Raw genomic sequence first — 12,325 nt, forward strand, 5'->3', positions numbered from 1 at the left:
GCTCGGCGTCATCCGCGCCGAGACCTTCGCCGACTTGCTCGACATCCCCGGCGCCTTGGCCTGCGGCCGGCGTGCCGCCGGCCGGCGGGTAGCAATCCTGACCTCGACCGGTGGCGCCGGCACGCTGGTCGCCGATGCCTGCGGCTTGGCCGGCTTCGAGGTGCCGCCGCCGGATGCCGCGACCATCGCCAGGCTGGCGGCGGTGCAGGCGGGTGGCCAGGCCGCCGCCGACCGCAACCCGATCGACGTGACGCTGGCCGGGCTGCAGCCGGCGCTGTTCCGCACCGCGATCAATGCTTTGCTGGACAGCCCCAGCTACGACGCGCTGGTCACCATCGTCGGTTCCTCGGCGCTGGCCCAGCCCGACCTGGTGGCCGATGCCGTGGTGGAATGCCAGGCGCGCAGCGACAAGCCGGTGCTGGCCTATGTCAGCCCGCACGCGCCGCACATCGTCCGACTATTAAATCAGCGCGGCATCCCGGCCTTCGCCGCGCCGGAGGCCTGCGCCACCGTGCTGGCGGCGCTGCAGTCCCGGCCGGTGCCCGAGCCCGTGTCGGTTACCACCGCAACCGATATCGCGCTGCCGTCGCTGCCCAGCGGCCCGCTGAACGAGGCGGAGAGCAAAGCGCTGTTCGCCCGCTTCGGCGTGCCTGTCACCCGCGAGATCGTCGCGCTGGATGCCGCCGCTGCGCAGGCGGCTGCCGAGGCGCTGGGCGGCCGGGTGGTGCTGAAGGTCCTGTCGCGCGCGATCGCCCACAAGAGCGACGTCGGCGGCGTGCGGGTCGGCGTGGCGGCGGCGGATATCCCGGCCGCCTGCGCTGCTATGCTCGACAGCCTGCGGCGCGCCGGCGCGCCGGCGCCCGAGGGCTTCCTGGTGCAGGAGCTGGTCACGGGCAGCGCCGAGATGATCCTCGGCTTCCACCGCGACCCGCAGCTCGGCCCGGCCATCCTGCTGGGCATGGGCGGGGTGGCGGCGGAGCTGTTCCAGGATACCGCCATCCGCCTGCTGCCGCTCGGCCGCGCTGATGCCGAGGCGATGCTGCGTGAACTCAAGACCTGGCCGCTGCTGAATGGCTTCCGCGGCGCGCCGCGCTGCGATGTGGCCGCGCTGGTCGATGCCATCCTCGGCTTTGCCGCCATGGCGGAGACGCTCGGCGACCGGCTGGTGGAGGCGGAGATCAATCCGGTCTTTGTTTTGCCCGAGAGTCAGGGTGTGCGGGCGGTGGACGGTCTGGCCATCCTCGCCTGAGGCCACCACCAACGACAAGCAAGAACAAAGGAAACTGCCCCGTGACCCACCCTGTTTTCCGCCTGTCGGCGCCCCGGACCATGCTGTCCCGCCGGCAGTTGCCGGCCCTGGCCCTCGCGCTCGGCGCGGTGCTGCCCGGCCGTGCCCGCGCCGCCTATCCCGACCGCCCGGTGCGGATCATCGTGCCCTTCGCTCCGGGTGGCGGCACCGACATCATCGCTCGGGTCATGAGCGAAGGCATGGCGCGCGAGCTCGGTCAGCCGGTGATCGTCGACAACAAACCGGGCGCCGGCACGATCATCGGCAACGACGTCGTGGCGAAGAGCCCGCCGGATGGCTACACGCTGCTGCTCGCGTCCTTCGCCTTCGCCGTGGCACCCGCCGTCCAACCGAAGCTGCCCTATGCCGGCAACGCGGCCTTCGCGCCGGTGACGCTGATCGGTCGGTCGCCCAACGTGCTGCTGGTGAACGCGGCGGGGCGCATCGGCAGCGTCGCCGACCTGCTGGCCGCGGCGCGGAAGGATCCGGGAGCCATCACCTATGCCTCCTTTGGCAACGCGACCTCCGCCCATTTGGCCGGCGCGCTGTTCGCACACCTGGCACAGGTCGAGCTGACCCATGTGCCGTATCGGGGCAGCGGGCCGGCTCTGACCGACCTGCTGGCCGGCCGGGTGGATATGCTGTTCGCCACCGCGGCGACGGTCGCCAGCGCGACCTCAGGTGGCCGCTTGCGGGCCATTGCCGTGACCTCGGCCGAGCGTTCGGCGGCCTTCCCCGGTGTGCCGACGGTCACCGAGGCGGGCGTGCCGGGTTATGCCTCGGAAGGCTGGTACGGCCTCTACGCTCCGGCCGGCACACCACCCGAGACAATCGACCGGCTGAACGTCGCAGCCAACCAGGCCATCCGCACGGAAACCTTCCAGCGTCAGGTCGCTGAGGAAGGCCTGACCACCGTCGGCGGGCCACCGGCACAACTGGTGGAGTATGTCCGTACCGAGGAGGCCCGCTGGCGGGAGGTGGTGCAGCGGGCCAACATCACCGCCGAGTAAGTGGTGCCTCTGCGCGCTCGCTCTTCCCCGGCGGCGCGTAGCCTACCGGCACATTGATGTGTGATAGTGGACTTCATCTTGCGCGGGGAGGGCAGCATGACGAGCGTGGGGACAACCATGCGGCTCGAGCTCGAGGACGGAGCGTGGTCAAGAGAGGAGCTGGACGCGACGCTCTCGCCGGGTATGCGTCGACTCTACCAGGAGAGCCTCCAAAAGACTGACGATCTCGCTACGCGCGAGAAGCTGCGTGCGCAGCTCGCTAAGCCCGCCCGGAGGGATGACGAGTTCGATGCCGAGTTCTTGGAGGCCGCCCGCCGCACGGGCGCCCCACTGCAGCACTACGAAACCGAAGGCGCCGTGCCGTCGGTCGGAGATTTCTTGGTCCCGCTCGCGCAGGTGGTCGTCCCAGCGCTGGGCGTCGTGCTGGTCGGGTGGCTGCAGGGCCGGGCCGGGCGAAAGGTGCGCGTGAAGTTCGGCGACACCGACGCCGAGGCGCGCACGCCTGAGGACCTTAAGCGCATCCTTGTGCTCGTCGAGGAGCACAAGGCGAAGGTGCTGAGCGAGGCGAAGGACGAGAAGCCATGATCTAGCGGCGCCGCAACCAAACTTTGCGCGCGACCGGCATCACCACCTACCTGAAGCACTGCGGCACGATAGAGAACGCGACCGCTATGGCTAACCATGCTAGCAGCCGTGCCTGACGGCGCGCAGTATCTGAAAGAAGCGGCTGGTTCGCTAGCGCTTGGTGGCAGTTGATCGCGACGAGATCGACCGTATACGCTGCGATGATGCGACTGCGAGGAACCAGAAAGGTCTATCATGTCGAGGCAGATCGAAAGGATTGATCCCGCGAAATCAGCGATGATTGTCGTGGATATGCAAAACGATTTTGTCGCGCAAGGCGCTCCCCTGGAATCAGCAGCGGCCCGCGCCATGGTGCCGAAGCTCGCGGAAGCCCTGCAAGCCTGCCGAGACTACGGCATTAAAGTCATCTACACCGCGCATGTGCATCGGCACGACGGCAGCGATCTCGGCCCACACCGGACGAACATTGCTGGCCGGACCGTGCTGTTGGATGGGACGCCAGGTACCGAAATCTATCCAGAACTCACGCCGCAGCCGGGCGAACACATCATCAAGAAACACCGCTACAGCGCATTCTTCGGCACCGATCTCGACATGATCCTGCGCCAATGGGGCGTCGAGACCGTGATCATTTCCGGCACGACGACGGAGAACTGCTGTCAAGCCACCGCACGGGATGCGATGTTCCGCAATTACCGCGTAGCATTTTTGTCCGACGCCACGGCGACCCGCGACTATCCGGACCTGGGGTTCGGCCCGATGCCCAATGCCGAAGTACACCGTGCCACTCTGGTCATTCTAGCGGCTTCGACAGGCCACGTGATGTCCGTGGTCGACATGAAGCAGCGGATTGTCCGCAGTGAGGCACGTGCGGCCGAATAGTCCGGTCCGAGGCGACCTCCGCTCGCACCAGAGGAGTGACGGCCATGGACTTTCCCTCCGACGAGGTGCGCTTCGCCGCCATGCTCGCCGAAAGCGGGATGCGGGTTCCCCCCGAGCAGCTGCCCTCGCTGCTCGAAGGCTACCGCCACATGCTTCGCTTGATCGCCGTGCTCGGCGCGCCGGCGACGCTTGAGGCGGAGCCCGCCCTGACCTTCACCCCGGACCAGCGGTGATGTGCCCAGTCCCTACCATCGCCGAGGCTGCGCGTGAGATCGCCGCACGCCGCGTGTCGCCGGTCGAGCTGACGCGCGCCTGCCTTGACCGCATTGCTCGCATCGACCCCGGCCTGCACAGCTTCCTACTCGTCACCGAGGAGCGTGCCGTGGCAGATGCGCGCGCTGCGGAGACGCGCATCATGCGCGACGGCCCGAGGGGGCCGCTGGACGGCATCCCGATCGCTCACAAAGACCTCTTTGACACCGCGGGCATCCGCACCACCGGGCACTCCCGCCTGTTGGCCGACAACGTGCCGGCTCGGGACGCAACGGTGGTCGCGCGTCTTGCCGAGGCCGGTACCGTGCTGCTCGGTAAGCTGGCCGCGCATGAGTTCGCCATGGGCGGACACTCCTTCGACCTGCCCTGGCCGCAACCGAACAACCCCTGGGACCTGGAGCGCACCACGGCCGGGTCGTCGAGCGGCACCGCCGCGGCCGTCGCGGCTGGATTGGTCCTGGGCGGCACGGGTACGGAGACCGCCGGCTCGATCAATGGCCCCGCGGCGCTCTGCGGAATCACCGGTGTCAAACCGACCTATGGGCGGGTGAGCCGCACCGGGGTCCTACCGCTGGCCTTCACGCTCGACCACGCCGGTCCGATGGCGTGGACGGCGGAGGACTGTGCCGTCCTGCTGCAGGCCATGGCGGGGCGTGACCCGTCGGATCCGGCTAGCAGCCGCGAGCCCGTGCCAGACTTCCGAGCCGATTTTGAACGGGGCGTACGGGGCCTACGGGTCGGGGTGGTGCGGCACTTCTTCGAAGCTGACAACCCGGCGAGCGAGGCCACCCGGAAGGGGATCGAGGACGCGCTGGCGTGGTTCGCACGCGAGGGCGCGGAGGTGCACGAGGTGAGGCTCTCGCCGCTCGAGATCTATAGCGCCTGCACCTTCGTGATCCTGATGGCCGAGGCCTACGCGATCCATGAGCCCTGGCTGAAGATGCGGCGAGGCGAGTACGGCGAGATCTTCCGCGACCGCGCATCCCTGGGTGGGCTGATCCGCGCCCGGGACTACATGCAGGCGCTGCGCCGCCGGCGCGAGTTGTGCCTGGAGATGGTCGGGGCAATGGCGGACCTCCACCTGCTGGTCAATGCGTCGCAGGCCGGCGAGGCGCCGCTGAGCACCGGACTGTCGAAGTGGGCCTTCTTCGAGCGCCCCGCGCTGACTACCCCGGCTGCCCTGACCGGCTTCCCGTCCATGTCGGTCTGCACCGGCTTCGGTGCGGGTGGGCTGCCGATCGCTATGCAGCTGATCGCACGGCCATTCGACGAGGCCACGTTGCTCCGGGCGGCGCACGCCTACGAGCAGGCACATTCATGGCGGGACCAACGCCCGTCCATGGCCCAGCAGCAACTAGGACATGCACCACGCAGCTCTTCAACCGGCGGCGTGCGAGATCAGCCTTGAGAAGGGCGAGCGACTCAGGGTGAGTGCAACCATGGCCCTGCGCACAAGCAAGCGGCGCTTTCATAACCGCGCCTTATGCGGCGAATACGGGTCTGGAGTGGCACAAGGTACAACATTCGCAGCCAGCCCTCTCCGATGTACGATATCTCCAACGCGGTTCGGCGGGTCAAACCGACACTCGGCACGATGGACGGTGTAGGATGGGGCCCGTTGCTGGCCAGCTTTGGCCGGCAGCGATGAAAGCCTGCTCAGACATAAGTAGGTAAAGAAAAGAGTGCACCCCTCGTTTCGGTGCGGCGAAGTGTGTGTCCTACCTTGCTCCGCGCTTGGTGTGTTATAAAAGAGCGGGGTCAAGGTTCGATGCCAACAATCAGCTTGGCCAGATTTCGCCGTGCCCTTATGGCGGCGAGTTGTTTAACCGCGCTTTGTACATCACCGGAAGCTCTAGCTCAGCCCAGCCTTCCCGCCTACATGGACGTGATCACCGGTGCGACAATACCAGCACCGGATCGCGTGGCCTTTCAGAACCTGCTCGCGCTGAACACGGGCATGTTCGAGCTCTATGGCAGCGCTGGCCAGCTTGTACAGGGCAGCATTCTGGCACAGCATCCGGTCATCCTCGGCCTGTTCTCGAGCGCTGGCGGCCGCATGATCCTCTACAGGCCGGGCCAGCCTGTGTTGGAAGGGCCACAGGTGCCAGAGCGGTACCAGATCCTCAAATCCGTCGGGCACAGCGTCATGGCGCTCGGCGTGATCGTTGGGCCGCACATCGGCAAGGTGGACGACCGTTCCTGGCAACCGGCGGTTGCCGCCTACCGAGTGAAGCTGCAAGCGGCACTCGACAGTGTCGGGGCGACCAGCCTGCCGGCCGAATGGCGCGCCAACAACCAGGCGCTCATCCGCGAGAATATTGCCTTCATCGACCGCGTCCTGACCGAGAAGGTCGTCTCCTTCGCCACCGTGCAGGATTTTGCCGAGAAGCAGAAGGCGGCGCTCAAGCGCAATATCCAGTGGGCCGCTGACACCCAGGTGACACATTGGATGAGCGTGCTCGCCGAGTGGAAGCGCATGCTCGGCACCGATTGGGCCAAGGTCTATGCCGCCAGCAACACCATCTACGTAGCCCGACAGAACAACGTACTGTTCAGCGTTCTGGCGCAGTTCTTCGAGCCGCAAGACATCAACTCGCGCCTCATGCTGATCGAGACCATCTCCTTCACCACCACGCCCGCCGACATGCTGGATGCGCTCACGCGAATTATCTCCGACCGCACGGTGGGAGAGACCTTCTTCGGCAGCCGCTACCTGATGGATTACGAGCTGATGGGCGGCGATGCCCGTGCAAGCATCGAGCGGATCACCAAAGCGCAAGGCATGACGACGCACCTGCCACCACGGGTGCCCTTTGGCTCGCACCAATGGCCAACGCTTGTCACGCCCGGCGAAGGTCCCGCCTCACTCGCCGACCTGCCCTAGGAGGCGGCCCGTATGGATCTGCACACCATCACCGCGGTGAAGCGGCCCGCCTCCCCGGACGAGCTTGTCGGCTGGCCGCAAGGCCATGCCTGGCTCGGCGGTGGCACCTGGCTCTTCTCCCAGCCACAGCCGACGCTCAATACGCTGGTCGACCTCGCGGGCTTTGACTGGCCCGCGCTGACGGTGACCGAGGCGGGGCTCGAGATCGCCGCCACCTGCCGGATCATCGAGCTCGACCAATTCAGCCCGCCGGCGTCCTGGCTGGCCCGGCCACTGCTGCGAGAATGCTGTCGCTCGCTACTGGCCTCCTTCAAAGTGATGAACACGGCGACTATCGGCGGCAATATCTGCATGTCGCTGCCAGCGGGCGCGCTGATCGCGCTTACCGTGGCACTTGAGGCTCACTACACGCTCTGGCCGCGGGGAGGCACGCCGCGCGTGGTCGATGCGGCGGAGTTCGTCACCGGGGATCATCGCAACATTCTGGCACCCGGCGAGCTGCTGCGGAGCATCGCCATTCCAGCCACAGCCCTGGCGAAGCGTTATGCCTTCCGGCGAATGACACTGACCCATCTCGGCCGCTCCGCCGCGTTGCTGATCGGTACCCAGTCGCCTGGGGCGGACGACCTCACCCTCACCATCACCGCGGCGACGCCGCGCCCAGTGCGGTTGTACTTCCCCGCCATGCCAGATGCCGAAGGGCTGCGCGCGACAATCCGTAGCAGCGTCTCAGATGACGGCTTCTTTGACGACGTGAACGGCACGCCGGCCTACAAGCGTCACCTCACCTATCATTTCGCCGAGCAGATCCGGCAGGAGCTGGGAGCGGGCGCATGAGCTGCACGATCGACGGCAAGCCCATCGCCGCCACGCCTCGGCCCGGGCAGTGCCTACGTACCTTCATCCGCGACCAGGGTGTCTTTGGGGTCAAGAAGGGCTGCGATGCGGGGGATTGCGGCGCCTGCACCGTATGGCTCGACGGGACGCCGGTGCATTCCTGCTTGGTACCCGCCTTCCGAGCCGCAGGGCACGCGGTTACGACCATTCAGGGTCTGGCGCCGGCCGAGGGCGGACTGCACTCGATGCAGCAGGCCTTTCATGACGCTCAAGCCTTTCAATGCGGCTTTTGCGCCGCTGGTATGATCATGACTGCCGCCGCGCTCGATGAGGAGCAGCGGGCGGACCTACCACGGGCGCTGAAGGGCAATCTTTGCCGCTGCACTGGCTACCGCGCAATCCAGGATGCGATGGATGGTGTCGGCTCCGTGCAGCCGGATGTCGCTGGGGAGGCTGGGGGCGCCTGCCTCGCTAACCCCTTCAGCACCAGCATAATCACCGGCCATGCCTGCTACACCATGGATGTCGCGCCAGAGGGAGCACTGAAAGGACTGCTGCACCTGAAGGTGCTACGCTCGCCGCATGCCCATGCCCGCATTGTCGGCATCGACCGAGGCGCGGCGCTGGCGGTATCCGGCGTGGTCGAGGTCTTCACCTGGGAGGACGTGCCGCGGCGCCTCTACAGCACCGCGACGCATGAGGATCATCTCGTTGATCCAGACGACACCTATATCCTCGACAATATCATGCGCTTCGCCGGGCAGCGCGTCGCTGCCGTTGTGGCGGAGACCGAGGCCGCCGCTGAGGCCGGCTGTCGTGTCCTCCAGGTCGAATACGAGCTGTTGCCTGCGGTCTTCGACCCAGAGGCGGCGATGTCGCCTGACGCGCCGGTGCTGCACCATAAGGGCGGCGAGCGAAGTGGTAACATCTATGCCGATATCGCGGGTGAAGTTGGCAGCGTGGCTACTGGCTTCGCCGAGGCTGATCTGCTGCACGAGCGAACTTACTCCACCTCCCGCGTACAGCACGCTCATCTCGAGACGCACGGCTCCATCGCTTGGCGCGATGCTGAGGGGCGAGTGCATGTCCGCACCAGTACGCAGGCACCCTTCATAACTCACCAGAAGCTGGTCCACCTTTTTGGCCTTCGGGCGCGGGACTTGCACGTGTTCACCGAGCGGGTCGGCGGTGGCTTTGGCGGTAAGCAGGAGATGATTACCGAGGACCTTGTGGTGCTGGCTGTGCTGAAGACCGGCCGCCCGGTGAAGCTGGAATTCACCCGCGCCGATCAGTTCGTCGCCGCGACCACCCGGCACCAGATGACAACGCGAGTGAAGCTTGGCGCCCGGCGGGACGGCAGGCTGACAGCCATCGAGATCCGCGTCGTCTCCAATACCGGTGCCTACGGCGGCCATGCCAGCGAAACCCTCGCTGCAGCACTGGCCAGCCCGATGAGCCTCTACCGCTGTGCCAACAAGAAGGCCGAGGGTTTCGCGGTCTACACCAACATGATCCCGGCCGGTGGCTTCCGCGGCTATGGTGCCTCTCAGTCCACCTTTGCCATTGAATGCGCGATGGACGAGCTCGCGCAGGCGCTCGGCATCGACCCTTTCGCCTTGCGACGGATGAACATGATCGGGCCGGAGGACTGGATCGAGAGCGTCTGGAAGGATGTCTCCGATGTTGGCTTCGGCAGCTACGGGCTCGACCAATGCCTCGACATGGTCGAGCGCAAGCTGGCCGACGGCTCAGGGCTTCTGGCGCCCGAGGGCGCTGATTGGGCTATAGGCACAGGCTTTGCCATGGCGATGCTTGAATGCGGGCCGCCCACTGAGCACCGCTCCGGCGTCGAGATGGCACTGCTGCCGGATGGCCGCTTCCAACTCGCCGTCGGCTCGACCGAAATGGGCAACGGTTCGGTCACCGCCCATGGGCAGATCGCCGCGGCGCAACTCGGCGCCCGGATGGCCGATATGGCGCTCATCAACGCCGATACCGACCGCACGCCCTACGATACCGGAACCTTTGCCAGCACCGGTACGGTGGTAGCCGGGCAGGCGGTGAACCTCGCCGCGCAGGGTCTCCGGGAGAACATCCTGGGCTTCGCAGCTCGGCATACCGGCATGGCCGCCGCCGGCTGGAGGCTTGAGGCTGGGGTGGCGCGAAACGGCGAGATGCGGATCACGCTCGCCGCCCTCCACGCCGCTGGCACGGATGCTGGCCACCGCTTCCAGGTGAAGCGAAAGGCCTACCTCTCGCCGCGCACCGTCGCATTCAACGTCCAGGGTATCCGCCTCGCCGTGCACCGCGTTACCGGCGAAATCCGCATCCTGCGCAGCGTGCATGCGGCGGATATCGGTCGGCCGATCAACCCGCTCCAATGCCGTGGACAGATCGACGGCGCGGTGGCCATGGGTCTCGGCTGGGCGTTGACCGAGCATATGGTGCATTCAGCGGATGGGCATGTGGTGAATGCGGCGTTCCGCAACTACCACATTCCCGCCTTTGCCGACGTTCCGCGTACTGAGGTGCTATTCGCGGACACCTACGACAGCATCGGCCCGCTCGGCGCCAAGTCGCAGGGCGAATGCGCTATCAACCCGGTGGCGCCAGCGGTGGCCAATGCGCTGGCCAATGCGGTCGGCACTCGCTTCGCCGAGTTGCCGCTGACGCCGGACCGCATTTTCGCTGGCCTCGGCGCCGCTCAATGAACGGGTCGGGAGGCACGACGATCGTCACCCAGACCACGCCCCTGCCCGATCGCATGGCGGAATTCGCCGAGTGGCAGCGGCGAATGAGCGAGGCCATCGCCGGTGTTCCCGGCTTCCTCCGCCAAGCCGTGATCCCGCCGCATCCACCGACCCAGGTAGATTGGGTCATCCTGCAGCATTTCGCCGACCGCGATACGGCCGTCGCCTGGCTGCACTCCCCGCTCCGGTCCGAACGGCTGGCCGAGGCGCAGCCGCTGATCTTGGGGCGGGACGATGTTCATCTTGTCGCCGGCGAGGCAGTAGAGGCACCGCCCACCCCGGTTTCCCTAGTCGTCTCGACCCAGGTGAAGTCAGGCCAAGAGGCCGCCTTTCGCGCCTGGGAACGCCGGATGGCGGCGGCCCAGGCGCGGGCGCCGGGCTTTCAGGGCTATCGATTGGAGCCGCCGATCCCGGGGCTGCAGGAGGACTGGTTGGCCATCGTCACCTTCGCCACCGAGGCCGATCTCAAGGCCTGGCTCGCCTCACCCGAACGGGCCAGACTGCTGACCGAGGCGGAGGGTTTCACCCAGGAATTCCACACCCGCATCGCCCGGACCGGTTTCCAGCACTGGTTCGACTCTGGCCGCACCGCAGTCGGCGCAGTTCCGGCTTGGAAGCAGAACATGATTGTCCTGCTGCTGCTCTACCCGGTGGTCTTCCTCTTCGGCAGCTTCGTGCAGGCGCCGTGGCTGATGGGGCGCCTGGGGCTGCCCTTTCCAGTTGCGCTCTTTCTCGGCAATGTCGCCAGCGTATTGCTGTTGAACAGCTTGGTACCTTGGACGAGCAAGCGTTTCGACTGGTGGCTTAGCCCTGTCCGGGTGCGCCCCACCTTTTTGGGCGTCGCGCTCCTGCTGGCGCTCTACGGCTTGATGATTTTCGTCTTTACACACTTGCCCTGAAGATCAGCCACACCGCCTCACTGGAGAGCCGACCCGGCGCGGCGGTGCCGCACCGGTTTTGGTTGACACTATGTCGGACCAGCCGAGATCGTCCAATCGGACCATGAAACCGAGATAGTCAGCGATGGCTTGCAGCGCCTCGACATTGCCCTCGCGCCAGTGCCGGCGCGTCAGCAGCCGTACTGCTTGGGTTGGGAGCAGGTTGGTGGCGGCGCTGATCGCCGCCGGCGCGACGAGGCCGTGGTCCTCGAGATGGGTGTTGATATTGTAGTGCAGGCGAATGGCCTGTAGCCGTTCGACTTCGTGCTCTCGTCTCACGCTGCCCGGCATGTTCCCTGCCCTGTCGCCCTCTCTGTCGATAGCCGGGCTAGGCCCCGTTAGCGCCTGAACGCTGCGGCGTTGATGGCGTTGGGCCGCCTTTGTGAAGGGGCGGCAGTGGTTCTCACGGATGAGCAATGGGCGGTGCTGGAGCCGCTGGTGGAGGCGTGCCGCCCGCACGCGAAGGTCCCGCCGAGCAACCTGCGGCGGACGATCTCGGCGATCATCTGGCGGCACACGAACGGGGCGAAGTGGCGCGCCGTGCCTGAGGCGTTCGGGCCGTGGTGGATGGCGGCGCAGACCTTCATTCGCTGGTCGCGCCTTGGCGTGTGGGAGCGACTGCTCGCCGTGGCGCAGGCACGCGGCGTCGAACTCGGCATGGCCTTCCTCGATGGCACCTCGATCCGCGCCCACCAGAAGGCGGCGGGGGCGGCCAAAAAGCCGACACTCCGGCGCAGCGGAGCGCAGGTGAGGCGCTTGGCCGTTCTGTAAGCGTCCGGTGACGCGGCGATCGACCGTCAGGTTGCCGCGGCGTCTGCGTCGCTTGGCAGGTTCCATGGCAGAAGCTCGGCGACACGGCTGACGGGATGGTCGGCGAT

At 66.7% G+C, this 12,325-nt stretch carries 11 protein-coding genes and 1 pseudogene; 11 read left to right on the top strand and 1 reads right to left on the bottom strand.

Annotated elements, in window-relative coordinates; translation table 11 throughout:
• From E2C06_RS32735 to E2C06_RS32785, 10 genes are all read left to right on the top strand, one after another.
• Nucleotides 1-1,249: acetate--CoA ligase family protein (locus E2C06_RS32735; protein ID WP_165982814.1), on the top strand; the 1,249-nt coding region annotated here is incomplete at its 5' end.
• Nucleotides 1,250-1,290: 41 nt separating this feature from the next.
• Nucleotides 1,291-2,298 (top strand): tripartite tricarboxylate transporter substrate binding protein, encoded by a 1,008-nt coding sequence (locus E2C06_RS32740; RefSeq protein ID WP_206664799.1) that lies wholly within the window; start codon nt 1,291-1,293, stop codon nt 2,296-2,298.
• Between the two features lie 117 nt (nt 2,299-2,415).
• Nucleotides 2,416-2,883, top strand: a complete 468-nt coding sequence (locus E2C06_RS32745; protein ID WP_165982815.1) for a hypothetical protein — start codon at nt 2,416-2,418, stop codon at nt 2,881-2,883.
• Between the two features lie 234 nt (nt 2,884-3,117).
• The gene (locus E2C06_RS32755; protein WP_133292763.1) at nt 3,118-3,765 is read left to right on the top strand and encodes a cysteine hydrolase family protein; all 648 of its coding nucleotides are present in this window, start codon (nt 3,118-3,120) and stop codon (nt 3,763-3,765) included.
• Nucleotides 3,766-3,809: 44 nt separating this feature from the next.
• Nucleotides 3,810-3,998, top strand: a complete 189-nt coding sequence (locus E2C06_RS32760; RefSeq protein WP_133292764.1) for a hypothetical protein — start codon at nt 3,810-3,812, stop codon at nt 3,996-3,998.
• A 53-nt stretch (nt 3,999-4,051) separates the two neighbouring features.
• Nucleotides 4,052-5,446, top strand: a complete 1,395-nt coding sequence (locus E2C06_RS32765) for an amidase (RefSeq protein ID WP_165982816.1) — start codon at nt 4,052-4,054, stop codon at nt 5,444-5,446.
• A gap of 471 nt (nt 5,447-5,917) precedes the next feature.
• On the top strand, nt 5,918-6,922 hold the full coding sequence (locus E2C06_RS32770; RefSeq protein ID WP_206664800.1) for a hypothetical protein: 1,005 nt from the start codon (nt 5,918-5,920) through the stop codon (nt 6,920-6,922).
• A gap of 12 nt (nt 6,923-6,934) precedes the next feature.
• A complete protein-coding gene (locus E2C06_RS32775; RefSeq protein ID WP_133292766.1) occupies nt 6,935-7,759 on the top strand; it encodes an FAD binding domain-containing protein in 825 nt (274 codons plus the stop codon).
• A complete protein-coding gene (locus E2C06_RS32780) occupies nt 7,756-10,470 on the top strand; it encodes a molybdopterin-dependent oxidoreductase (RefSeq protein WP_133292767.1) in 2,715 nt (904 codons plus the stop codon). Before E2C06_RS32775 ends, E2C06_RS32780 begins: the two co-directional genes overlap by 4 nt.
• Complete coding sequence (locus tag E2C06_RS32785) at nt 10,467-11,408, top strand: antibiotic biosynthesis monooxygenase (protein WP_133292768.1); 942 nt, start codon at nt 10,467-10,469, stop codon at nt 11,406-11,408. Before E2C06_RS32780 ends, E2C06_RS32785 begins: the two co-directional genes overlap by 4 nt.
• Nucleotides 11,409-11,411: 3 nt before the next feature.
• Here the strand turns inward: E2C06_RS32785 and E2C06_RS32790 are convergent, their stop codons facing one another.
• Nucleotides 11,412-11,738, bottom strand: coding sequence for a hypothetical protein (locus E2C06_RS32790; RefSeq protein WP_133292769.1), 327 nt, complete (start codon nt 11,736-11,738; stop codon nt 11,412-11,414).
• Nucleotides 11,739-11,810: 72 nt separating this feature from the next.
• Between E2C06_RS32790 and E2C06_RS32795 the strand changes: the two are divergent.
• Nucleotides 11,811-12,214, top strand: a pseudogene (locus E2C06_RS32795) (transposase); the annotation flags it as partial.
• Between the last annotated feature and the right edge of the window lie 111 nt (nt 12,215-12,325).

This window comes from Dankookia rubra, from assembly GCF_004355005.1.
GTDB classification, from domain to species: Bacteria; Pseudomonadota; Alphaproteobacteria; order Acetobacterales; family Acetobacteraceae; genus Paracraurococcus; species Paracraurococcus ruber_A.